Here is a 23,620-nt window from a genome sequence, read left to right on the forward strand (position 1 = left end):
TGTCGGGTTGCGGTGTCACCTCCCCGGTTTTCACCGTCCTTTATGCCTGAGAGTGACTGCCGTGTCTGCCCCCTCCGCCCCATTTGCCCCTGATACCGTGATGACGCCCCAAGAGAGGCGCTCCAGCGCTTCGCTGGCCCTGATTTTTGCACTGCGCATGTTGGGGCTTTTTCTGGTGTTGCCGGTGTTTGCACTCGAAGCCCGCAAATACCCCGGTGGGGACGATGCAGCACTGGTGGGTATGGCCATGGGCATATACGGCCTGACGCAAGGCATTTTGCAGATCCCTTTTGGCGTGGCATCCGACAAGTTTGGCCGTAAACCGGTGATGGTGGTCGGGCTGTTGATTTTTGCGGCCGGCAGTGCCATTGCTGCTTGGGCGCCTAGCCTGCATTGGCTGGTGGCAGGGCGTGCGCTGCAAGGGGCGGGCGCTATTTCCGCCGCAGTCACCGCTTTGTTGGCCGACCAGACTCGCGACGTCGTGCGCACCAAAGCCATGGCCTTGGTGGGGGCGAGCATCGGGCTGATGTTTGCCCTGTCGCTGGTGCTGTCGCCTTTGCTGGCATCTTTCATCGGGCTGCATGGCTTGTTTGCGATGACGTCTGCACTGGCTGTGGGTGGCATCGCGGTGGTGATCTGGTGGGTACCGCCTGAACCGGAAAAACAGGTGGATCAGGCCCGGGGTGGCGTGCTATCGGTATTGCGACATCCGGCCCTGTTGCGGCTGGACTTCGGGGTGTTTGTGCTTCATGCGGTGCAGCTGTCCATGTGGGTGGCATTGCCTGCCATGTTGGTGCAAGCCGGGTTGGCGCGGGACCAGCACTGGCAGGTGTATTTGCCGGCGGTGCTGGCTTCATTTTTCGTCATGGGTGCCACACTCTTCCCGCTGGAGAAAAAAGGCTATCTGCGCGCTGTGTTTTTGTCCGCCATTGCCCTGATTGCCTTGGTGCAGCTGGCGCTCTGGGCGCTTGCCCACACCGTGGCAGGTGTTTGGCCGATGGCGCTGGTGTTGTTTGTGTTCTTTTGTGGTTTCAATGTGCTGGAGGCTAGTCAGCCCAGCTTGGCTTCCCGCGTAGCACCTGCGGCTTCACGTGGCGCCGCACTGGGGGTTTACAACACCTTGCAGTCTTTGGGCTTCTTTGCGGGCGGTGCTTTCGGGGGCTGGCTGGTCAAGTCCATCGGTGCGCAAGCCTTGTTTCTTGTAAGCACCTTAGCCATGTTGGCCTGGTTGGGGGTTGCTTGGGGGATGGACGCTCCGGCGCCAAAGACTGGTCTAAAGGCAGGATAATCAGCGACTAATCTGGAGAAAACCATGGCATCCGTCAACAAAGTCATTCTGGTCGGTAATTGCGGCCGCGATCCTGAAATCCGCTATCTGCCGTCCGGTCAGGCGGTGGCGAACGTCAGCGTAGCTACCAGTAGCCGCCGTAAAGATCGCAATACCGGCGAGACCGTGGAAGACACCCAGTGGCACCGCGTCACCTTTTATGACCGCCTGGCCGAGATTGCCGGCGAGTACGTCAAGAAAGGCCGCCCCATTTACGTGGAAGGTCGCTTGAAATACGGCAAGTACACCGACCAGTCCGGTGTGGAAAAGAGCACGGTGGACATTGTGGCGACCGAGTTGCAATTGTTGGGTGGCCGCGAAGGCATGGGCGGCCCCTCTGATGGTGGCGATGAAGGCGGTGCACCACCACCCCGCCGGATGGCGCCTCCTCCCCGTGCTGCCGCACCGGCACCTGCGCCCCGTCAGGCCCCTGCACCGCGCCCGGCCAGCGGCTTTGATGACATGGACGACGATATTCCGTTCTGACAGTTTTTTTGCACCTGCCGGTCTCTCAAGACCTGTTTGGTTCAGGCATAAAAAAAGCGACCCGAGGGTCGCTTTTTTGCGGGCTGGTGACTTTAGAAAGTGCGACCCTTTGTTACGGTTTCCTTCAGGATCTTCCAGGCGCCGCCCACGTATTCCATGGAGAGTGTTTTTTCCACGGTGTCACGGTAGTCTTCAGAGCCATATTCTTGAGTGAAGGAGACTTCGGTGGTCTTGCCGTCGCACTGGGCAGGGGTAATGTTCTTCAATACCGTCGAAATTCCACCTTGCTTACCGACGCGCTTCTTGCGCAGGCTTTCCCATTGACTGCGGCTCAAGCCCTGGGCTGGTACAAAACCGTCCGCGTAGGCAGAGAAGTAGCCATTGATGTCTTTGCCATTCCAAGCGGCGATCCATTTTTCGACAGAAGGAGCTACCGCGTCACACAGCGCCTTGCTTGATGGCACTGCAGGTGCGGGTGCCGGGGCAGGTACTGGAGCTGGTGCAATCGGTGCAGCGGCCAAAGTCGGCTTCGGCAAACTGGATTTGTCCAGTACCACTTGCGGTGCAAGGTCGGACACACATTGCATGGCATCGTCGTTGGCATCGGTGCCGGCTGGTTGGTCCGGTGCCTGGGTTTCCATGGGGCGCAGTTTGAGAGCAGACAGCAGGGTGCCGTTCGCCGCCAAAACGCGGGCCTTCGCCAGGGAAAGGTCATATTCCGCGTTGACCAAAGCACGACGTGCTTGGAAATACTCGTTCTCGGTATCCAACAAATCCAGCAAGGAGCGCTGGCCAATGTCGAACTGCTGACGATAGGCTTCACGTGCTTTCGAGGTGGACAACTCATGCTGGCTCAAAAAGCCGATCTGGCTTTCCAGTTTGCTCACGTCGTTGTAGGCAATCAGGGCGGTTTGACGAACGTCGCGGCACACCTTGTCTCGCAAGTCGTAGGTTGCGTTGAGTTTGTCGACGTACTGACGTATGCGTGCCTGATCAGAGCCGCCTTTGTACAAGTTGTAGTTCAGCACCAGTTGCAGGGCTGAGTCGCGATAATCGCCCGTTACCGCCGAGCGGTTGGTTTCGAAGCTCTGAGAAGCCCTGAATTCCAGAGTCGGATAGTTCGCGGCCTTGCGAAGCTCTGCATCAGCGCGATAGGCGCGGATATTGGACACGGCACCTAGAAACTCCGGGTTACCTCGGACTGTGTTCGCAACGTAGTTTTCCCGGCCTGGCAGGAAGGCAGAGAGATTCGGAGCTGTAGTGAGTTCCTTGCTGGGCATCTCGCCTACCAGGCGTTGGTAGCGAGCAGTGACATCATGCAGGTTGCTGGCTTCTGTCAGCCAATTGGACTCAGCCAAAGCCAGACGTCCTGCGGCCTGTTCCAGATCAACCCGCCGGCCGACGCCAGCTTTGACGCGGGCTTCCAAGCGTGAGTACACGTCGGCATGGTTAGCGTAGTTCTCTTTTGCCAGCTCGACCAGTTCACGGTAACGCTGAACGTCAAGATAAGCGCGAGCTGCTTCCAGCCCGATGTTGTCGCTAGTTGCCAGCAGGTCGTAGTAGGCAGCCATCCGTGAATGGCCCAAGCGACGAACGTCACTCATCGTTGCAAACCCATCGAACAAGGTCTGGCGGAGTTGCAAGGTCGCGGTCGAGTTGGAGTATCCCTTGTCTGACTTCATCCCTGGGGAAAAGGTCGATTTCTCGCCGGCTGTGGCTTCCAAGTCGATTCGGGGGCGCCATCCTCCTTCGGCAACTGCTTGTTCGTTGGCAGAAGCCAATAGGTTTTTGTGCTTTACTTTGACTTCAGGGTTTTCAAGAATGGCCTTCTCGACAGCTGCTTGCAGCTGGTTGACTGGCTGGGCGTGGCTGATGCCGGCGATAAAGAGCGCGGCAGTGGCTATAGCGAGTGGAGTGCGAGTGATCATTCTTGTATGCTGTGATGAGACTGGTTTCCTTGAGCGGTGGCTCGGTAAACCACCCTGAGCCCGTATGTTTTGCGGTTCAAAGTGCCCGAATTTTAGGCGTTCTCGTGATTTTTTCGCTATCAGTGCTGTGACAAATTGCCGCTTTTCCACTATTTCCGTGTGAAAAACATCACCTTTGCCAAATTAATGCGTTTCGAGCCTAGGGCTGGTTGTAAAGCCGGTCGGACTTGTTTCTCGCTGCTCTTGGCAATGGCCTGTTGGGTATTTGCAGCGACGAACTTCGATACGTTGCAGTCTTCATTTGTGCAGCGCTGGGGCGCAGCAGCGCAACCCAAGTTTGAAGCTTGGCGCAAATTAATGAACGGTCTGACGGATGTTTCAGATCAAGAACGGATTAAGCGCGTCAATTCGTTCATCAATCAACAGGTGTTGTTCGGTGAAGACAGTGCAATTTGGGGGCAAGTGGACTATTGGGCGACTCCCCTCGAAACGCTTGGCCGTTCAGCTGGTGATTGTGAAGACTTTGCGATTGCCAAGTACTTTACGTTGCTTCAGGTTGGAGTGCAGCCGGACAAATTGCGACTGATTTATGTACGCGCCAAAACAGGGACCTCTGATGCGACTCAAGCCCACATGGTGCTGGCCTATTACGTGGCGCCGGATGCTGAGCCTTTGGTGATGGATAACCTGATCAGTGATATTCGTCCTGCTTCCAGAAGACCAGACCTGGTCCCCATCTTTAGCTTTAACGGATCTGGTGTTTTTGCCGGTGTCAGCGGCAGCGGGATAGCAGCAGGAGGCACCGGGCGATTGTCCCGTTGGGAAGACTTGCTGAGGCGAGCCAAAGCCGAAGGCTTTGAATAATTTGAGGTAAGGAAATCGTATGTCCATGTATAGACAACTTTGGTTGGCCATTATTGCCAGCATGCTGCTGGCCCTTGGGGGAGGGCTACTTGCCTCTTTGCTCTCTGCCCGTGGCTATCTGGAGTCGCAACTGGCCATCAAAAATACTGACAACGCAGTTGCCCTAGCCCTGTCATTGAGTCAAAGTAATCCGGATCCGGTGACGGTTGATCTGGTGACGGCGTCTTTGTTTGATAGTGGTCATTACCAACTGGTGCGCATCGTCGATCCCCGCGGCAATGTGATTTCCCAGCGAGAAGCTCCTGAGGGCGGACTGGATGCTCCCGCCTGGTTCGTAAAGTTGATGCCGATCCACTCGGAGCCTGGCCAGGCTCAAATCAGCGATGGGTGGAAACAGTTCGGAACCGTAACGCTGATCAGCCATAGTCGATTTGCATATGGAGCTCTTTGGAAGAGTGCCTATGAAATGACGCTGGCACTTTCCCTCGCTGGGCTAGTTGGTGGATATCTTGGTAGTCTGGTGCTGAGTCGATTGCGCAAACCTTTGAAATCGGTCATTGATCAAGCAGTGGCGATTACTCAGCGCCGGTTTGTCACGATTGACGTGCCGCGTGTACCGGAGCTGCGGCAACTCGCTGTTGCCATGAACGAAACAGTAGGTCGCCTGAAGGCAATGTTTGAGGATGAGGCTGGGCGCTTGGAGCATTTGCGACAGGAGGCCAATTTCGATCAAATGACAGGGTTGACTAATCGTGCACACTTCATGGCCCGACTGAGGCATGCTTTGGAAGCAGAGGATTCGGTGGGTGGAACTCTGTTCATGCTGCGGTTGAATGATTTAGCAAGCATCAACAGGCGCCTTGGAAGGGAGTCCGCAGACTCGCTATTGAAGCTAACCGCCAAAATTCTCATCAGTAGTTTTCCCGATACCGGTAGGTCAGTCGTTGCACGGCTCAATGGCGCCGATTTTGCAGTCTTCACTCGTGAAAGCGTGGATGGTTCAGTGATTGCCGTTCGGCTTCTGGAGGCTCTGGGCCAAGAGGCGGCGCCATATATGGATGGCAATCGCAGCGGTTTCATAGGCTTTGGGAGATTTAATCGTAATGATGATTTAGGCAGCCTCTTGGCGAGGGTGGATGCTGCACTAGCCGCGGCTGAAACTCAGTCACATAGCGCTGTGCACGAAGCCGTTTATTCGGATTCCGATGAACTGCCACGATCCTCTGAGCAATGGGCTAAATTGATTGGTAGGGCTTTGGAGAACCGCTGGGTGCGACTGATTGCGTTTCCGGTGATGACTCTTTCCGGTGGCCTTTCCCATAAAGAGTGCCCATTGCGGTTGATGTTTGACGAGTCAGGAGAGTGGTTGCCCGCAGGTAGATTTTTGCCGATCGCAGAGCGACTTAAGCTGACCCCAGCTTTGGATTTGATGGCGGTTTCTCTCGGGCTCGATGAACTTGAGAAAGAACCTGATTTGCCAGGATTGGCGATCAATTTGTCCGCGAGTTCTTTAGAGAGTGCGGACTTTCTCAACAAACTACTTGAGATCTTGAAGCAGCGCAGCACACTTGCTAACCGTTTGTGGCTGGAAGTTCCTGAGGAGGGTGCGTTGAAGCACCTCGAAAGCTTCAGGCAACTTTGCTTTGCGCTGAAAAAGCGTGGTTGCCGCATTGGGCTTGAGCATTTCGGCCATCGCTTTAGCCAAATCGGACAACTTCATGATTTGGGCTTGGATTACTTGAAGGTCGATTCAAGTTTTGTGCGTGGAGTTGATGCGAATGCCGGTAACGAAGCATTCCTAAAGGGTTTGTGCAGCATTGCGCACAATATAGGCCTGCAGGTGATCGCAGAAGGTGTGAGCACATCGGCAGAATGCAATGCTCTCAAAGCTATCGGTTTTGATGCGGCTACTGGACCTGGTATTCAATCTTAAGAAGGCCCGCTCTTCACATTTTTGAAGTGAAGAGCGGATCCCCCTTTAGTAGTGTTTAGTCCAACAAGAGGGTACCGTTTCGGATCAGCGTTTGTAAAAGAAGCGACTCGTTGCCGCTTGTGGTGCCTACCGCGGTGTACAAGTTGACGTTGTCTAAAACAATTCGTTGATCTTCAGCTGCCGCCGAGTAAGTTCCGCCAGCAAAGCCGCCGGTGCTACTGATGCGAATTTCAGTGTTAGCTCCATTAATGTTGATATCAATGTAGTTCAGCAAGTTAGAAATCGCTACATCCGTAGCTGCACTACCGCTATTGCCAGATGACGTGTGCTCGCCAACAAGAAGCTCTCTTAAGTCGAGAACATCTCCACCGCTAAGAGACACATTGCTATAGCCCCCGCCATAGTTGAAGTCTGTGACATGGTCTACAGCTGGTGAGCCTGCTGTCCCTCCGTCATTGAGTCTCCATGCGAAAGTGTCAGAGCCTGTACCACCGGTCAATATGTCATTTCCTTTGCCGCCGACGATGAAGTCATTCCCGTCAAGCCCGCTAATGGTGTTTGCCGCGCTATTGCCTTCAAGCCGGTTAGCGGATGCATTACCTGTGAGGTTAATTGCCCCGCCGTCATAGGCAACCAGATTTTCGAGGTTAGTTGCGAGGACGTAAGTTGTGCTGAGGTTTGTTGAGACGTAAGTGGAATCAAGTTGGACAGTGTCAGTGCCAGAGCCTGCCGCTTCGACGATAGTGTCCAATGTGTCACTCAGTCGGTAGAAGTCATCCCCAACCCCACCGGTTAGCGTGTCTGTACCTGCCCCGCCGATCAACAGATCGTTGCCGGTGCCCCCGTTCAATACATCGTTTCCGGCGCCGCCTTCCAATGTGTCAGCTGCATCGCCGCCGTTCAGCGTGTCATTGCCATTGCCGCCCATCAAATAGTCACGTCCAGCGCCGCCAGTCAACGTATCGTTCCCTGTTCCCCCATCCAAAATGGAGCCGGTCCGCAGCTGCCAAGTCGACGTGGTGCCATCGTAGACAAGGTCTTGAATTCTTGTGTCAGCGATTGTGGGCGCTGACTCATTGGTAAACATGGCTGTGTTTGTCAGCGACATTACCTGCCAAGTACCGGAGCTGCTCGATTTGTATTCAATCCGCAGCCGCGAGTTTCCGCCTTGTTCCCAATAAAGGAGCTCTAAGGATTGAAGTCCGCCGGCCAAGTCACCCAATTGCACATTGTTAAAAATGCGTGTCGTTGGGCCTTGGTTACCGTCGTACTCAAGCAACGTGTGGCCGTCTACGTTCAACCGGAAACCATCGTCCGCAGTAACGCGGAAATCATACGAGCCTGGTTGTGTGTAGAACTTGCCGGAAATTCGAATCGCTGCGTCGGTTGTCGTTCCAAGCCCCGAGGTGCCGTTGGTATTCCCCACACCAGTTTGAACCAACCCAGTAGATAGGTCTTGATCCAAGAAGTTACTTAGCGCGCGAGTTGTAGAGTTTGCGTTTCCATCATTGGCAAGTAAGGCACTGCCTGCTGCTCTGTTTTGGTTTGAGCCCAGTGACGAATTGACTGTGGGGTTGAAGCCGTAGTCAATATTCCGCGCTTTGAAGCTCACATCGGCAACATTCGCATTTGCAGTGGTGGACGTGCCAACAATGCTTGCTCCGCCAGCCAATGCATTTCGACCATCAATAATGGTGTACATGTCCTCAACGGAGTTCAAATTACCTGCAGCAAGGTGAACACCAAAAGTGGCGGTTCCGTCGTCACTGTGGGTTCGACCCGTAGTGGTCGCCGTTTCGTTATATCCGTAGTACTCGCCGTTGAAGCCGGTTGCAGATCCTGTGAGTGGTACAACGGTAGGCGGAGGTGCCACGGTATCTTGAGCTCCGTTTACGTTGATGGTGAGCGTAGCGCTATCTGACTGCCCCGTTCCATCACTGACGGTGTAAGTGAAAACATCCTGTGCAATCTGTCCGGCGATTAAATTTTGAACAGCAGAGCTGGAGTTGTTCAGGACGTAGTCATATCGCCCATCTGAGTAAAGCGTCAACGTTCCATAGGTGCCTACAAGTGCAGTTCCAATAGTGCCTGAAGTACCTGTTCCAATTTCGAGTCCTGTACGGACAGCGGTCACGGAAAGGGTGTTTCCATCCAAGTCCGTGTCTTTGCCCGCAGCGTTCCCGGCGCTCTGTATTACACCGTTGGCTGCGGTGACATTTAACGTCGTTACTGCGGCATCCTCAGTCACCGAATTGGAGTCATTCCCTGCGACGGGCGGATGATCATTGTCCAAAATAGTGGCGTTACCTGTGGCGCTGCCATTTGTAGTGGTGCCTGAGGTGCGGGTTGCAGTGAGTGTGAAGGTTTCGTCTGCTTCTGAAGGCCGTCATTTGTGATGGGGGTGCGCACCAGCACAGAGGTCGTGCCTGCAGCGATGGTTGCAGTCGTGGCGTTGGACCAAGTGGTACCACCATCGGTCGACACCTGCAGGTTGGTGGCGGTGGCGCTGCCGTAGTCGGTACCGGTTCCGGTGGCGGAGCCGTTGGTCAAGGCCAAGTTGACCGAGGTTGCAGTCGTTGAGGCGTTGTTCAGGCTGACCGTGAACTGTGCAAAACCGGCGTTCTCTGCCACGGTTGGGCTCGAGACCGACAGAGTTGGCGTGTCGTTGTCGGTGCCTCCTGTTCCGGTGCCATCGTCACGGATGGTGCCCACACCCAGGTTGTCGGTGATCGTGGCATTGGTGGGCGTCACCAAGTTCACATTGAAGGTTTCTGCGCCTTCAAAGATTGCAGGGGCATCGTTGGCGATATTGACCGTAATGGTTTGAGTCGTCACGCCGGGGGCGAAGGTCAACGTACCAGTGGTCGATGTGTAGTCCGAGCCAGCGGTGGCGGTGCCATCGCTTGTGTTGTATCCCACGGTGACGGTCTGGCCGGAAGCGGCCGAGAGGGTCACGGTGAAAGTGGCAGTGCCTGCAGCTTCGTTGACGGTGATGTCATTGACCGACAAGCTCGGCGTTGCATCATCGTCGGTGATGGTGGCAGTGCCGTTAGCAGATGCATTGGTCGTGGTACCTGCAGTACGCGTTGCTGTCAGTGTGAAATTCTCATTGACCTCATCGAGCGCATCGTTGGTGATGGGGGTGCGCACCAGCACAGAGGTCGTGCCTGCAGCGATGGTTGCAGTCGTGGCGTTGGACCAAGTGGTACCACCATCGGTCGACACCTGCAGGTTGGTGGCGGTGGCGCTGCCGTAGTCGGTACCGGTTCCGGTGGCGGAGCCGTTGGTCAAGGCCAAGTTGACCGAGGTTGCAGTCGTTGAGGCGTTGTTCAGGCTGACCGTGAACTGTGCAAAACCGGCGTTCTCTGCCACGGTTGGGCTCGAGACCGACAGAGTTGGCGTGTCGTTGTCGGTGCCTCCTGTTCCGGTGCCATCGTCACGGATGGTGCCCACGCCTTGGCTGTCGGTGATGACAGCGCCGACGGCGTTGGAGAGGTTGATATTGAAAGACTCAGCGCCTTCAAAGACCGTGTCGTTGTTGATGGAGACGGTGATGGTCTGGGTGGCGACGTTGGCGGCGAAGTTCAATGTGCCTGCGACGGCGGTGTAGTCGTTGCCTGCGCCGGAGGTGGCGGAGTCATTGGCGCTGGCGTACTGGACGGAGGCGGCCTGGGTGAGGTCGCCTGCGCGGGTGACGGTGAAGGTGACGGTGCCGGCGGCCTCATTGATGATCACATCGTTGATGGAGAAGCCTGGTCGGTCATCGTTGGCAGTGCCGCCACCGGGCAGGGTGCGGCCATCGTCGACGATGGTGCCGGTAGCACTGGAAGTGCCCAAGGTAGCGCCGGAGACATTGGAGAGGGAGACGGTGAAGTCTTCGCTGATCTCGTAGGTCGTATCGTTGGTGATGTTGACCGTAATGGTCTTGGTCGTCTCATTGGCCGCAAAGGTCAGAGAGCCGTTGATTGCGGTGTAGTCGGAGCCGGCAGTGGCAGAGCCATTGGCGGTTGCGAAATCGACGGTGACAGGCAGGTTGGTCGAGCCGGTCTTGGTGACGGTGAAGGTGACGGTGCCGGCGGCCTCATCGATGACCACATTGGAGCCGATGGAGACAGAAGGACGGTCATCGTTGGAGGTGCCGCCGCCGGGGAGGGTGCGGCCATCGTCGACGATGGTGGCGACTTGAGAGTTGTCACCGATGGTGGCGTTGGTGGGCGTGCTGATTTGCAGGCTGAAAGTCTCGGCACCTTCGAAGACCGTGTCATTGGTGATGGGCACGGTGATGGTCTTGGAGGTCTCGTTGGCTGCAAAAGTCAGAGTACCTGCGGTCGCGGTGTAGTCGCTGCCGGCGGCGGCGGAGCCGTCCACGGTAGTGAATGCCACGGAGGAAGCCAGATTGGTGGAGCCGGTCTTGGTGACCGTGAAAGTGATGGTGCCTGCGGCCTCATCGACGATGAAGTCTGATCCCACGTTGAAGACCGGGCGGTCGTCGTTGGCGGTACCACCGCCGGGCAGGGTGCGCCCGTCATCGACGATGGTGCCCACGCCTTGGCTGTCGGTGATGACAGCGCCGACGGCGTTGGAGAGGTTGATATTGAAAGACTCAGCGCCTTCAAAGACCGTGTCGTTGTTGATGGAGACGGTGATGGTCTGGGTGGCGACGTTGGCGGCGAAGTTCAATGTGCCTGCGACGGCGGTGTAGTCGTTGCCTGCGCCGGAGGTGGCGGAGTCATTGGCGCTGGCGTACTGGACGGAGGCGGCCTGGGTGAGGTCGCCTGCGCGGGTGACGGTGAAGGTGACGGTGCCGGCGGCCTCATTGATGATCACATCGTTGATGGAGAGTGTTGGCGTGTCGTTGTCAACAATGGTTCCAATGCCTGTCACTCCCCCCATCGTCAATGGAACAGTTTCATTCTGCTCATACAAAAGATCGTCGATCGCCGCAATTGAGACGGTAAAGTTACTGACACCACTCGGAACCGTCACAGTGCCTGTCGCAGAGTCATAACTTACACCGTTACTGAATATGGGAGTGCCATAGTCCGACGAGGTTGCAGTGCCGCTTCCAAGTGAAAAGGAATAAGTGGTCGAAGTGATCGTGCTTGCAGATAGCGAAACACTGTAGACCAAGGTATTGCCCTCAGTTTGGGTCGGGCTCGATACGCTGCTGACAGTGGGTGCCGGCGCCGCTGTTAGTTGGGTGCCGAATGGGGGGAATTCCTCCGAACTACTGTCTGCAGCTCTGTCAATGGATAAGGGCGTTACTGTTTCATTGATACGTATTACTCGCACAAAACTGTGCGAGTCACTCGCATCTCCCCCACTTAAACCGGCAGCTGTCGGATCCAGTTCAGCAGAAAGATCACCTCCAGAAGCAATGACTCTGGCGATGGCTGCAGGACTGCTGTTGAGGTCTTTGAGTGCTGCGTTGGTTGCATCTTCTGGAGCGAAGCCCAATAAATTGGCATCAATTAGCAGTTCGCGACCCGACTCAAGGCTGATTTCCCGACCGTTCGGGAGTGCAAGCTCCAGGCGCGTCCCGTCTTCGGTAAGAACAATTTGGCCTTCCTGTATCTCATCACCCAATTTGATGGCGCGTTTGCTACCGTCAGGTGAAACCACCCATGCATTACCTTGCAGGATGACAACAACGCCGCGGGCTTGGGCAGAAATTTGGGAAGTAGCCATGTAAAAACTCCAGAGACAGCAAAACTAGCTGATCAATGTAGTGCTTTACCGGCTCCTCGCCTATTGGACTCAAGTACAGGGTGTGTGACGGATTACTGAATTCCGTGCACTTTCAAGGCAAGCTGCAATCGGTCTGTGACCCCTAGCTTTTCGAACACGGCACTTAAATGCGCCTTGACGGTGCGTTCAGTAATGTCGCATTGCTCTGCTATTGCCAAGTTCGATGCGCCATGGGCTGCCATTTTGGCGACTTCGCGTTCCCGGGCGGTGAGTTCATCATCCCAAGCCCCCGGCGTGGAACGTCTTGAAGGTTTTGCGCGGTTTGCCGTTTGGATCAATTGCTGCATCAAATGCTGGCCTATCCAGACGTGGCCGGCCATGGTGACCTGGTGGACCTGCAGGAGCGTCTCCGGATCCGAAAATGCATGGCAATAACCTGCGCATCCAAGGTCCAAGGCTGCTATCGCTTCTTCATCTCTCGGGTATGAGCTTGCGGCCACAATGCGCATTTGCTTGTCATGCAAAAGATCGTTCCATTCAGTCGAGGCCCATGGGGGTACATCACCCACCTTCAGATCCAACCAAATGACGTCGCCATTCCTCCGGGCTAGCTGCTTGAGAGCTGCAAAACTTTCCAGCTCAACAGCGGACTTGATCTTTAGCGCGTCCCGCCAGTGTTTCAATAGCCCTTTGTCTTTGCTAACCAGCAAAGGCGCCGTATTCCTTCTCATCGCTCTGACATCGCCTTTGACTTTGCGCGCAGGATGGGCTTCATCAGATATGCCAGTACGGATTTTTTTCCGGTCAGGATGTCGACTTCCGCCACCATGCCAGGAATGATGGGCAGCTTTTGTTGACCGATCGTGGTGGAAAGGGTTCTTACGCGGACCACAAAGAACGCATTCCCCTTCTCATCGACAACACTGTCAGCGCCAATTTGCTCCAACGTGGCTTCCAAACCGCCATACACCGCGAAGTCATAGGCAGTAAACTTGACAAGCGCTTTTTGGCCGGGGCGCAAAAATGCAATATCTCGTGGCAAGACGCGTGCCTCCAATAGCAAAGCATCGTCAGATGGCACTAATTCGATGAGATCTTTGCCGGGTTGAACTACACCGCCCACAGTGTTCACACGCAGCTGTTTGACCGTTCCGTTGACCGGTGACCTGATCTCGGTCTGTTTAACCCGGTCCTCGAGCGCGGTGCTGCCTTCAGAGAGGGCATTCAGCTTGGCATTGGTTTCGCTCAACTCGGAGCGCGCTATATTTCTGAAAGTCAGTTCTACTTCTTGGATTTTTCGGTTCGATTCGGCAACCGCCGACTCCAACCTGGGGATATCGGAGTTGGCACTGTCTCGCTCACCACGGTAGCGGGCAACATCACGTTCCAATCTCAAAAGCTCTACGTCCGAGATGGCTCCTGTTTTTACTAGGGGGCGGGTCAGCTCCAGCTCTTTTGCCGTCAGGGTGTAGCTCTGCGAAGCCTGCTCGCGTCGGGCTTTCACCGAGATCAACTCCTGGGAGCGCTGTGAAGACTGCTGTCGTGCAACCCCGACCGTCGCATCCAATTCGGCCCGGCGTGACTCATACAGTGCACGTTCTTGCTCCACAATTTCTGGCGCCTGTTTCAACACTTCTTCGGGCGGCACGAAGCGGGACCCTTCGGCCAGTGCACGGAGGCGGGCGGCTTTGGCCAGCAGAGAAAGGTACTGGGATTGGTTTTCCCGCAGCGAGGAAACCATCCGCGTCGGATCCACTTTCAGAAGCAAATCACCGGTCTTTACCACTTGCCCTTCGCGCGCAAGGATTTCAGAGACGATGCCGCCATCCAAGCTCTGCAAAATCTGAATCTGACGCGATGGGATAACCTTGCCTTCTCCGCGAGTGACCTCGTCCAATTCAGCAAAAGCAGACCAAATCAACAGTACCAGCACCGTCAGGGCGCTCAACCACACCAAAATGCGGGCGCCTTGGGGTGTTTGCTCTGCGATGGCCCAGTCGGCATTGGCGTCGAAGTCGCTGTCCAATTCTCTCTGTTTGCCTGTAACCGCAAGCATCAACTTGTCCAGGACGCGTGAGCTTGCTCCGTAAAACTTGTCCCAAAGAGTAGGTGTTGTCGGGGCGGCTTGTGGATCGGGGTTCATCATGATGCCCTCCCGATACGTCCGCTTTGAAGCGCTTCCACAACTTGTGCCTTGGGCCCGTCTGCGACGATCTGACCGTTATCGATCACGATCAGGCGGTCAATCAGTTCCAGTAAGGAAGTCCGATGGGTGACCAGAATCATGGTTTTGCCGGTGGTGAAACGCCGCAATCGGCTTTTGAGTGCATCTTCACTCTGGTGGTCCATGGCACTGCTGGGCTCATCGAGAAGCAACATGGGTGAGTCATTCAACACTGCGCGGGCGATGCCGACCGCTTGACGCTGGCCTCCTGACAAGGATTCTCCCCGTTCACCGATGGCCATGTCGAATCCTTTGGGATGGCGATTGGCAAATTCCGTCACACCCGCAATCTCTGCCGCAGCCAGAATGTCCTGGTCATCGGCAAAGGGCGCTCCCAGTGCAATGTTCTCTTTCAACGTGCCGTAAAAAAGGCTGACGTCCTGGGACACAAAGCCTGCAGCACGGCGCAGTTCTGCGGGGTCGATCTGCCGCGAATCGATACCGTCAATCAGGATGGCTCCCTCTGTCGGTTGGTGCAGGCCCAGTATCAGGCGCTGAATCGTGGATTTTCCTGAACCCACCCGTCCGATAAAGGCTACTTTTTCACCCGCATGGATCTTGAAGGACACCTTGCTCAGTACAGCTTGTTGCTGGCCCGGGTAGGTAAAGCTGACGTTCTTGAACTCAATCGTTCCCTGAAAACCAGCCCGATGCAGGTATGAGGTTTCTTCTGAACGCTCCGGTTCTTGCTTCATGTGAGTGTCGACGGAAGCCAACCCACTCTTGGCACTGTGATATTGGAGAAGCAGACCTGCGACTTGTCCGAACGGTGCCATGGCACGACCGGCCAGCATCGATGCAGCAATGATGGCGCCCATGCTGATCTGGTTGTTCATGAGCAGGTACACGCCGACGATGACGCTGGTGACCGACACCAGCTGCTGCATGGCTTGTGCAAAGTTCATCGTGCCGTTGGAAAGCAGCTTCAGTTTTGTGCCCGTTTGAGCGAGGAATATGGTGCTCTGCTCCCATTTGCGTTGGAAGCTACTTTCCGCCACCATGAATTTGATGGTTTCAATGCCCACCAGGCTCTCCACCAGTGTGGCGTTGCGCTGGGAGGTCGCCCGGGACGAGACTTCCACCAGCTCTTGCATCTTTCGCTGTGTGGCCAGTGACACGATCAAAAGCAGGACGATGCAAACCAAAGGCGGCAGCGTTAACCAAGGCGAAATCCAGATCAGTGCCAGAAAGAACACCAGCACAAAGGGCAGGTCCACTAGCGTGGTGATGCTCGCAGATGCGACAAAGTCCCTGACGGATTCAAACGCCCGCAGATTCGCTGCAAAAGATCCTACGGAGGCAGGCCGGTCCGACATTTTGAGGCCCAGTACGCGTTCCATGATGCGTGCAGACAATGTCACATCAATCCGCTTGCCCGCTGTGTCCAGGATGTAGGCCCGCATGGTGCGTAGCACCGTATCAAACACCATCATCAGCATCACGCCGATGGCCAGAACCCACAACGTCTCCTCGGCCCTGTTCGGCACCACGCGGTCGTAGACCGTCATCGAGAACATGGGCATGGCCAGCGCAAACATATTGATCAGCAGTGCGGCGATCAAGCTGTCTCGGTAGAGGCGCCAGTTCTGGAAAACAACCCCCCAGAACCAGTGTTTGGATTTCAGTTCACCGGTGGCTGGTGTCCGAGGGTCGAACTTGAAAACCGGACGCACGAAAAACACCACGCCGGCAAACAGGGACTCCAAAGCCTCTTTGCTGATCACATCACCGGATTCGCCGCTTTCCGGAAAACGCACTCGCGCTTGGCCGTCCTCCGTCCATTCCAATAGCAGGCAAGCTTGTTTGTCTTGCAGCAACAAGATGACGGGCAGTAAGCCAGGGCGCAAATCGCTGAGCTTGCGTCTGGCAAGGCGCGCCGTCAGTCCTGCCCGTGCCGCAGCGCGTGGCAAGAGGGCTGGCGTGACCAGGTTGTTTTCCAGCGGAAGTCCGGCGGACAGGGCTTCTTGCGTGGTGGATATGCCGTAAATGCGGGAAATCGAGACCAAGCTGTCCAGCAAGGGGTCGAAATGGGTCCCGTGTTCACCGATCCGCCAATGAGCGGGTTTTGGAGTTGCAGGGCCGGAGGAAGGCAGGCTGTCTGTCATTTAAATAATACGTTGATCGCCACCAAGCAGATTCAGTGCACCCTGCATCCGGTTGCGCAGACCTTTGCGTTTGCTGATCTTTTGTTGAGCCGCCGCAGGCAAGTCTGTATGCCGGATGATGTTTTTGATGATCAAGGTATCGATCAAGTCTTCCAGTACCCGCACAAATTCAGCATCTGCCTCTCCGAAGCCGCTTCCACTGGAGGTGTGTCCTAGAAACGCTTGAATATCGGGGTGCTCATCGCTCAGCAGCTCGCCGCCGGGCCTTTCCGCGCGGGAGAGGGAGGCAATCGATCCATCCTCGTTACGCAACACATGGAACATGGCAAGCCGCTTTCAATTGGGACATAGGGTTGGGTATGCCAACCCGGATGGCATTGAATGCTAGCACCGCATGGTGAAAACAAGGTGCCAAAAATGCCATGTTTTCCATGAATATTTGTTGTAATTGCGCAGTTCAGGTCGCCGGCAAGGCTGATGCGTTGTGGATGATGCCTCCACCAAGGCAAACATCCCCGTCATACAACACCGCGGATTGACCGGGCGTCACTGCCCATTGCGCTTGGGGAAATTGCAGGGCAAATGCATCAGCGCCTAGGGGTTCGAGTCCGCATGGTGCATCAGCTTGGCGATACCGCGTTTTGGCGGCCGCGGTCATGGGGATGGGTGCTTCGCTACTAACCCAAGAGGCGTTCAGGGCTTCCAGGCGTTCCGATTGCAACCAAGGGTGATCGTGCCCCTGTACGACCCATAGCGTGTTGTTCGGCAAATCTTTGCGCGCCACAAACCACGGCGTGTGTTCGCCGCCACCTCGCTGAGCACCTTTGGCTTTGATGCCGCCTATGCCCAGGCCTTGTCGTTGACCCAATGTGTAGAACGACAGGCCCACGTGTTCCCCGATGGTGTGGCCTTTGGGGTTCTTGATGGGCCCCGGCTCCTTGGAGATATAGCGGTTCAAAAACTCGCGGAACGGCCGCTCCCCGATGAAGCAGATGCCGGTGGAGTCTTTCTTCTTGGCATTGGGCAGACCAATGTCGTCGGCGATGCGGCGTACCTCGGTTTTATGGAGCTCCCCCACAGGGAAAAGCGTTTTGGACAGCTGAGCCTGGTTCAACCGGTGCAAAAAATAGCTCTGGTCCTTGGCCGGGTCCAAGCCTTTCAGTAACTCGTGCTTGGCGCTGGAAGCATTGAGGCGAACTCTTGCGTAGTGTCCAGTAGCAATCTTTTCGGCACCCAAACGCATGGCATGGTCTAAAAATGCCTTGAACTTGATTTCGGCATTGCAAAGGATGTCGGGGTTCGGGGTGCGGCCTGCCTGGTATTCGTGCAGGAACTCCGCAAACACGCGGTCACGGTATTCGGCCGCAAAGTTGACGTGCTCGATTTCAATGCCCAGCACATCGGCGACGGCAGCGGCATCGACGAAGTCGATGTTGGAGGAGCAGTATTCGCTATCGTCGTCATCTTCCCAGTTCTTCATGAAGATGCCGACCACCTCATGCCCTTGCTGTTTCAAAAGATGGGCGGTAACAGCCGAATCCACGCCACCGCTCAGGCCCACGACAATACGTTGCTTACTCATGCCCTGATTTTAGTCCCCGTTGTAGGTGTCGGAATGTAGTGTCAAATTTGCCCCTCGCGCCCGCGGAATATGCGCAAGTAGCTATTGTTTTTGTAGCGTTTGCAAAGATGCCCAAACGCTGGGATCGGTGTGAATCACATCCAGCGGGTAGCGTTGACCGCGCAAATAGTCTTCCATGCACTGGAGCAACAAGGGACTGCGATGCCGGTCCTTGCTAGTGCGGATTTCATCCGGCGTCAGCCACAGGGCCCGCACGATGCCATGGTCCAGCTCCATGCCTTCGAAGCGTTCGCCCACGGTGCCGCAAAAAGCAAAGCGCAGGTAGGTAATGTCTTGCGGGCCGTCCGGCAGCTCGCGCACGAACCGCGACAGGTAGATCCCTACCAGTGCGCCGGGTACAAAGGGGTAAGCCGTTTCTTCCAGTACCTCGCGTGCGCAGCCTTGGACAGGAGACTCACCCGGGTCCAAGTGACCGGCGGGGTTGTTGAGCCGCAGGCCTTCGGGGGTGTGCTCCTCCACCAGAAGAAAGCGGCCGTTCTGCTCAATCACTGCCGCCACCGTGGCACTGGGTTTCCATCGCTCGGTCATGGATGATTATGTGTATTTAGCGCAAAAGTCTTTGCCGAAAGCCGCAACTTTAGCCCTATGGAATGCAGGGAAACTCATGTAAGCTAACAGACAGCTTGAATCCAACTCTATAGGAGTGCCCCATGCACATAGGCGTACCCGCTGAAACACTGGCGGGAGAGACCCGAGTTGCCGTGACCCCGGAGACAGTGAAGAAACTGAAATCCCAGGGGCACACGGTGCGTGTTCAATCCGGAGCCGGTCTTGCCGCGAGCGTGACTGACGAGGCCTATGTCGCCGCGGGTGCAGAGATTACCGACGCAGCGGGAGCCTTGGGAAGCGAGCTGGTACTCAAGGTACGCACCCCCGTGGACGCGGAGGCTGCAATGATGACCCCTGGTGCCACGCTGGTGGGCATGCTCAATCCGTTCGATGCAGAGGGCCTGCAGCGTCTGGCTGCTGCCAAGCTCAATGCCTATGCGTTAGAAGCGGCACCCCGCACCACCCGTGCGCAAAGCATGGACGTCCTCTCCAGCCAGGCCAACATCGCCGGCTACAAAGCCGTGATGATGGCGGCTGACAAGTACCAACGCTTTTTCCCCATGTTGATGACGGCTGCCGGCACTGTCAAAGCGGCGCGCGTTGTCATCCTCGGCGTTGGTGTGGCCGGTTTGCAGGCCATCGCCACTGCCAAGCGCTTGGGCGCAGTGATTGAAGCCTCGGATGTGCGCCCCAGCGTCAAAGAACAGGTCGAATCCCTCGGGGCCAAGTTCATCGACGTGCCTTATGAGACGGATGAAGAAAAAGAAGCCGCTGTCGGCGTAGGCGGATACGCCAAGCCCATGCCTCAGAGCTGGCTGGACCGCCAGAAGGCGGAGGTTGCCAAACGCGTGGCGCAGGCTGATGTGGTCATCAGCACCGCGCTGATTCCCGGTCGCGCAGCCCCCACGCTGATTACCGAGGACATGGTCAAGTCCATGAAGCCCGGTTCGGTGATTGTGGATATTGCTGCGGGCAAGGGCTTGAATGGCGGCGGTAACTGCCCACTGTCTGAGGCCGACAAAACCGTGGTTAAACATGGCGTCACCCTGATCGGCGAAACCAATCTGCCTGCGCTGGTAGCGGCGGATGCGTCTTCGCTCTATGCGCGCAACGTGCTGGACTTCCTGAAGTTGATCATCAACAAGGAAGGTGCCTTGCACGTGGACCTGGAAGACGACATCGTGGCAGCCTGCCTGGTGACCCAAGGCGGCGAAGTGCGTCGCATGTAAACCGCGCACGCAACCTCACGCCCCACTTTATTCACTTAGCCCAATCAAGGAGCGACACCATGGAAATGGTTTCCCCCACCATACTGAACCTGATCATCTTTGTGCTGGCCATCTACGTGGGTTACCACGTGGTCTGGACCGTGACCCCCGCACTGCACACGCCGCTAATGGCCGTGACCAACGCCATTTCTGCCATTGTCATCGTCGGCGCCATGTTGGCCGCTGCGCTGACGGAAACCACGTTGGGCAAATCCATGGGCGTGCTGGCCGTGGCCTTGGCAGCGGTCAATGTGTTCGGCGGTTTCATGGTGACCCGCCGCATGCTGGAAATGTTCAAGAAAAAGGACAAGAAAGCCCCCACCGCAGGAGCCAAATAATGAGCCTCAACCTCGTCACCCTGTTGTATCTCTTTGCCAGCGTCTGCTTTATCCAGGCGCTCAAGGGTCTGTCCCATCCCACTACCTCGATCCGGGGGAATGTCTTCGGTATGGTGGGTATGGCAGTGGCCGTGTTCACCACCGGCGCCCTGATCTTCAAGCTCGCTGGCCAACTCGGTCAGGACGGCATGACAGGCATGGCCTGGGTGTTGGGCGCCTTGCTGGTAGGCGGTACTGCCGGTACCGTGATGGCCAAGCGCGTGGAGATGACCAAGATGCCGGAGCTGGTGGCCTTCATGCACAGCATGATCGGCTTGGCAGCAGTATTCATTGCGGTGGCTGCAGTGGCAGAACCTTGGGCCTTCAGCATTGCGGAAAAAGGGGGCGCCATTCCCGGTGGCAACCGGATTGAATTGGCCTTGGGCGCGTTCATCGGCGCCGTGACCTTCAGCGGCTCCGTGATTGCCTTCGGCAAGTTGTCCGGCAAGTACAAGTTCCGCCTGTTCCAGGGCGCCCCGGTCACATTCCCCGGCCAGCACAAGCTCAATCTGGTGCTGGGCCTGGCGTCGGTCTTCTTTGTGTTCGGCTTCTGGCACTCCCAAAGCCCCATGGACTTCGCCCTGATTCTGGCGCTGGGCTTTGTGATGGGTGTGCTCATCATCATTCCCATCGGCGGCGCGGATATGCCCGTGGTGGTGTCCATGCTCAACAGCTATTCCGGCTGGGCGGCTGCAGGCATCGGTTTCAGTTTGAACAACAGCATGCTCATCATTGCCGGCTCACTGGTCGGGTCCAGCGGCGCCATCCTGAGTTACATCATGTGCAAGGCGATGAACCGCTCGTTCTTCAATGTGATTCTGGGCGGCTTCGGTGGCGACGCGTCTTCGGGCCCGGCGGGTGCTGCGGTGCAACGCACCGTCAAAAGCGGCAGCGCGGATGACGCAGCCTTTGTGTTGGGCAATGCCGAGACGGTGGTGATCGTGCCCGGCTACGGCCTGGCTGTGGCCCGCGCTCAGCACGCCGTCAAAGAACTGGCTGCCAAGCTCACCGAGAAGGGCATTACCGTCAAGTACGCCATTCACCCGGTTGCAGGGCGTATGCCCGGCCACATGAACGTACTGTTGGCCGAAGCCGAAGTGCCTTACGACCAGGTGTTTGAGATGGAAGACATCAACGGCGAGTTCGGCCAGGCGGATGTGGCCATCATCCTGGGAGCCAACGACGTGGTGAACCCTGCAGCCCACACCAAGGGCAGCCCGATTTACGGCATGCCTATCCTGGAGGCCTACAAGGCCAAGACCATCATCGTGAACAAGCGCTCCATGGCCGCGGGCTATGCCGGCCTGGACAATGAGCTGTTCTATATGGACAAGACCATGATGGTGTTCGGCGACGCCAAGAAGGTCGTTGAAGACATGAGCAAAGCCATCGAATAGAGGCGTACGCCTAAGGACAGCCCGCCTAAGGTAAACACCGTGGGCGGGCTGGTTGGCCTGCATGAAAATGGCAGGCTGCATAAAAATAGACCGGAGACACAAGACATGACTGATCGCGTTTGGCTTGGCAGCTACCCACAAGGTGTGCCTGCTGACATCGACCCTGCCAAATACTCCTCCTTGGTGGCCTTGTTGGAAGAAAGCTTTCGCAAGTACGAAAGCCGCGTGGCCTACAACTTCATGGGCAAGGACCTTACCTTCGGCCAAACCGACAGCCTGAGCCTGGCGGTTGCGGCGTATCTGCAGGGTCTGGGTCTGGTCAAGGGTGACCGCGTCGCCATCATGATGCCCAACGTGCCTCAGTACCCGATTGCTGTGGCTGCCATCCTTCGTGCCGGGTTTGTGGTGGTGAATGTGAACCCCTTGTACACCGCCCGGGAGTTGGAACATCAACTCAAGGACTCCGGCTCCAAGGCCATCATCATCATTGAGAACTTCGCTCACACCCTGGAGAAGTGCATTGCCGCCACGCCAGTCAAGCATGTGGTGCTGTGCTCCATGGGCGACCGGCTGGGTCTGCTCAAAGGCACCCTTGTGAATTACGTGGTGCGCAACGTCAAGAAGATGGTGCCTGCCTACAACCTGCCTCATGCAGTACGGTTTAACGAGGTGGTGGCCCGCGGCACCAAGGCTCCTTTCAAGAAGCCCGACATCAAGGCGGATGACGTAGCGGTATTGCAGTACACCGGCGGCACCACTGGTGTGTCCAAGGGAGCAGTGCTCTTGCACCGCAATGTGATCGCCAATACGTTGCAGTCCGAGGCTTGGTACGCACCTGCCATGGCCAAGGTGCCGGCGGAGCAGCAACCCACCACGGTGTGTGCGCTGCCGCTGTACCACGTGTTTGCCTTTACGGTCGGCATGATGCTGTCCATGCGTACGGGCGGCAAACTGATCCTGATCCCCAACCCGCGTGATATTCCCGGCGTGCTGAAAGAGCTGTCCAAGCACACCATCCACAGCTTTCCCGCTGTCAACACCTTGTTCAATGGTTTGGCGAATCACCCCGACTTCAATACCGTGGACTGGAGCCACCTGAAGGTGGCGGTGGGTGGTGGCACCGCGGTGCAGAGCGGTGTGGCCAAGTTGTGGTTTGAGAAGACCGGTTGCCCCATCTGTGAGGGCTATGGCCTGAGCGAAACTTCGCCTACGGTGAGCTGCAACCCCATCACTTCCAACGAATACACCGGCACCATCGGCGTGCCCTTGCCCAGCACCTACATGAAGCTGCTGGATGACGACGGTGTGGAAGTGGCGGAAGGCCAGAGCGGCGAGATTGCGATCAAGGGCCCTCAGGTCATGGCGGGTTACTGGCAACGCCCGGATGAGACCGCCAAGGTCATGACGCCGGATGGCTACTTCAAGACCGGCGACATCGGCGTGGTAGATGCCCGTGGCTTCTTCAAAATTGTGGATCGCAAGAAGGACATGATTCTGGTCAGCGGCTTCAACGTGTTCCCTACCGAACTCGAAGACGTGGTCACCCAGATGCCTGGCGTCCTGGAGTGCGCATGCGTGGGCGTGGTCGATGCCAAGTCCGGCGAGGCCGTCAAGCTGGTAATCGTCAAGAAAGACCCCAACCTCAGCGAAGAAGATGTGCGCAACTTCTGCAAAGAGAACCTGACCGGCTACAAACAGCCCAAGGTGGTGGAGTTCCGCGCCGATTTGCCCAAAACCCCGGTCGGCAAGATCCTGCGGCGCGAATTGCGCGAGAAATAAGCTTGGTTTCCTCCTCCCGGAGGATAACCTCGGCAACAACGGCGGCCTTCGGG

Annotated in this window: 17 protein-coding genes; 8 read left to right on the top strand and 9 right to left on the bottom strand. The window is 56.6% G+C overall.

Annotated features, from left to right (window positions below; translation table 11 throughout):
* The first annotated feature begins 100 nt into the window (after positions 1-100).
* Positions 101-1,288, top strand: coding sequence for an MFS transporter (locus tag ACOAP0_RS11470; protein ID WP_498377773.1), 1,188 nt, complete (start codon positions 101-103; stop codon positions 1,286-1,288).
* Between the two features lie 24 nt (positions 1,289-1,312).
* On the top strand, positions 1,313-1,813 hold the full coding sequence (gene ssb, locus ACOAP0_RS11475) for a single-stranded DNA-binding protein (protein ID WP_087495991.1): 501 nt from the start codon (positions 1,313-1,315) through the stop codon (positions 1,811-1,813).
* 92 nt (positions 1,814-1,905) lie between these two features.
* On the opposite strand, the gene ACOAP0_RS11480 is transcribed toward ssb, so the two are convergent.
* Positions 1,906-3,741, bottom strand: coding sequence for a TolC family outer membrane protein (locus ACOAP0_RS11480; RefSeq protein ID WP_498376505.1), 1,836 nt, complete (start codon positions 3,739-3,741; stop codon positions 1,906-1,908).
* A gap of 159 nt (positions 3,742-3,900) precedes the next feature.
* Between ACOAP0_RS11480 and ACOAP0_RS11485 the strand changes: the two genes are divergently transcribed.
* Positions 3,901-4,605: a transglutaminase-like cysteine peptidase gene (locus tag ACOAP0_RS11485; RefSeq protein ID WP_498376506.1), complete on the top strand. Its 705-nt coding sequence runs from the start codon at positions 3,901-3,903 to the stop codon at positions 4,603-4,605.
* Positions 4,606-4,630: 25 nt separating this feature from the next.
* Positions 4,631-6,538, top strand: coding sequence for an EAL domain-containing protein (locus ACOAP0_RS11490; RefSeq protein ID WP_498391410.1), 1,908 nt, complete (start codon positions 4,631-4,633; stop codon positions 6,536-6,538).
* A 55-nt stretch (positions 6,539-6,593) separates the two neighbouring features.
* Here the strand turns inward: ACOAP0_RS11490 and ACOAP0_RS11495 are convergent, their stop codons facing one another.
* The 8 genes from ACOAP0_RS11495 to ACOAP0_RS11530 form a co-directional block, all read right to left on the bottom strand.
* Positions 6,594-8,786: a cadherin-like domain-containing protein gene (locus tag ACOAP0_RS11495; protein WP_498376508.1), complete on the bottom strand. Its 2,193-nt coding sequence runs from the start codon at positions 8,784-8,786 to the stop codon at positions 6,594-6,596.
* A complete protein-coding gene (locus ACOAP0_RS11500) occupies positions 8,783-12,226 on the bottom strand; it encodes a retention module-containing protein (RefSeq protein WP_498376509.1) in 3,444 nt (1,147 codons plus the stop codon). Before ACOAP0_RS11500 ends, ACOAP0_RS11495 begins: the two co-directional genes overlap by 4 nt.
* A gap of 92 nt (positions 12,227-12,318) precedes the next feature.
* Complete coding sequence (locus ACOAP0_RS11505) at positions 12,319-12,936, bottom strand: response regulator transcription factor (protein WP_498376510.1); 618 nt, start codon at positions 12,934-12,936, stop codon at positions 12,319-12,321.
* Between the two features lie 17 nt (positions 12,937-12,953).
* Entirely contained in the window at positions 12,954-14,372 is a 1,419-nt protein-coding gene (locus tag ACOAP0_RS11510) for an HlyD family type I secretion periplasmic adaptor subunit (RefSeq protein WP_498376511.1), read from the bottom strand.
* Complete coding sequence (locus ACOAP0_RS11515; RefSeq protein ID WP_498376512.1) at positions 14,369-16,555, bottom strand: type I secretion system permease/ATPase; 2,187 nt, start codon at positions 16,553-16,555, stop codon at positions 14,369-14,371. Before ACOAP0_RS11515 ends, ACOAP0_RS11510 begins: the two co-directional genes overlap by 4 nt.
* Positions 16,556-16,879: a hypothetical protein gene (locus ACOAP0_RS11520; RefSeq protein WP_498376513.1), complete on the bottom strand. Its 324-nt coding sequence runs from the start codon at positions 16,877-16,879 to the stop codon at positions 16,556-16,558. It lies immediately after the preceding gene.
* A gap of 133 nt (positions 16,880-17,012) precedes the next feature.
* A complete protein-coding gene (gene mnmA, locus ACOAP0_RS11525; RefSeq protein ID WP_498376514.1) occupies positions 17,013-18,137 on the bottom strand; it encodes a tRNA 2-thiouridine(34) synthase MnmA in 1,125 nt (374 codons plus the stop codon).
* A gap of 81 nt (positions 18,138-18,218) precedes the next feature.
* Complete coding sequence (locus tag ACOAP0_RS11530; protein ID WP_498376515.1) at positions 18,219-18,725, bottom strand: NUDIX hydrolase; 507 nt, start codon at positions 18,723-18,725, stop codon at positions 18,219-18,221.
* Between the two features lie 122 nt (positions 18,726-18,847).
* On the opposite strand from ACOAP0_RS11530, the gene ACOAP0_RS11535 reads away from it, so the two are divergent.
* The 4 genes from ACOAP0_RS11535 to ACOAP0_RS11550 all read left to right on the top strand — a co-directional run bounded on the left by ACOAP0_RS11535 (position 18,848) and on the right by ACOAP0_RS11550 (position 23,567).
* Positions 18,848-19,975, top strand: a complete 1,128-nt coding sequence (locus tag ACOAP0_RS11535; RefSeq protein ID WP_498376516.1) for a Re/Si-specific NAD(P)(+) transhydrogenase subunit alpha — start codon at positions 18,848-18,850, stop codon at positions 19,973-19,975.
* A 59-nt stretch (positions 19,976-20,034) separates the two neighbouring features.
* A complete protein-coding gene (locus ACOAP0_RS11540; RefSeq protein WP_498376517.1) occupies positions 20,035-20,352 on the top strand; it encodes an NAD(P) transhydrogenase subunit alpha part 2 in 318 nt (105 codons plus the stop codon).
* The gene (locus ACOAP0_RS11545; RefSeq protein WP_498376518.1) at positions 20,352-21,788 is read left to right on the top strand and encodes an NAD(P)(+) transhydrogenase (Re/Si-specific) subunit beta; all 1,437 of its coding nucleotides are present in this window, start codon (positions 20,352-20,354) and stop codon (positions 21,786-21,788) included. Before ACOAP0_RS11540 ends, ACOAP0_RS11545 begins: the two co-directional genes overlap by 1 nt.
* 105 nt (positions 21,789-21,893) lie before the next feature.
* Positions 21,894-23,567 carry a long-chain-fatty-acid--CoA ligase gene (locus ACOAP0_RS11550; RefSeq protein ID WP_498376519.1) on the top strand — a complete coding sequence of 558 codons (1,674 nt, stop codon included), beginning with the start codon at positions 21,894-21,896 and terminating at the stop codon, positions 23,565-23,567.
* Positions 23,568-23,620: the final 53 nt, after the last annotated feature.

Source organism: Curvibacter sp. Hmag1.1 (assembly GCF_059769165.1).

Excerpts from the sequence above, each read along its gene's own strand:
- ACOAP0_RS11470 (WP_498377773.1), top strand. The coding sequence starts at position 101 with ATGACGCCCCAAGAGAGGCGCTCCAGCGCTTCGCTGGCCCTGATTTTT.
- ssb (WP_087495991.1), top strand. The coding sequence starts at position 1,313 with ATGGCATCCGTCAACAAAGTCATTCTGGTCGGTAATTGCGGCCGCGAT.
- ACOAP0_RS11480 (WP_498376505.1), bottom strand. The coding sequence starts at position 3,741 with ATGATCACTCGCACTCCACTCGCTATAGCCACTGCCGCGCTCTTTATC.
- ACOAP0_RS11490 (WP_498391410.1), top strand. The coding sequence starts at position 4,631 with ATGTATAGACAACTTTGGTTGGCCATTATTGCCAGCATGCTGCTGGCC.
- ACOAP0_RS11500 (WP_498376509.1), bottom strand. The coding sequence starts at position 12,226 with ATGGCTACTTCCCAAATTTCTGCCCAAGCCCGCGGCGTTGTTGTCATC.
- ACOAP0_RS11510 (WP_498376511.1), bottom strand. The coding sequence starts at position 14,372 with ATGATGAACCCCGATCCACAAGCCGCCCCGACAACACCTACTCTTTGG.
- ACOAP0_RS11515 (WP_498376512.1), bottom strand. The coding sequence starts at position 16,555 with ATGACAGACAGCCTGCCTTCCTCCGGCCCTGCAACTCCAAAACCCGCT.
- ACOAP0_RS11520 (WP_498376513.1), bottom strand. The coding sequence starts at position 16,879 with ATGTTCCATGTGTTGCGTAACGAGGATGGATCGATTGCCTCCCTCTCC.
- mnmA (WP_498376514.1), bottom strand. The coding sequence starts at position 18,137 with ATGAGTAAGCAACGTATTGTCGTGGGCCTGAGCGGTGGCGTGGATTCG.
- ACOAP0_RS11530 (WP_498376515.1), bottom strand. The coding sequence starts at position 18,725 with ATGACCGAGCGATGGAAACCCAGTGCCACGGTGGCGGCAGTGATTGAG.
- ACOAP0_RS11535 (WP_498376516.1), top strand. The coding sequence starts at position 18,848 with ATGCACATAGGCGTACCCGCTGAAACACTGGCGGGAGAGACCCGAGTT.
- ACOAP0_RS11540 (WP_498376517.1), top strand. The coding sequence starts at position 20,035 with ATGGAAATGGTTTCCCCCACCATACTGAACCTGATCATCTTTGTGCTG.
- ACOAP0_RS11545 (WP_498376518.1), top strand. The coding sequence starts at position 20,352 with ATGAGCCTCAACCTCGTCACCCTGTTGTATCTCTTTGCCAGCGTCTGC.
- ACOAP0_RS11550 (WP_498376519.1), top strand. The coding sequence starts at position 21,894 with ATGACTGATCGCGTTTGGCTTGGCAGCTACCCACAAGGTGTGCCTGCT.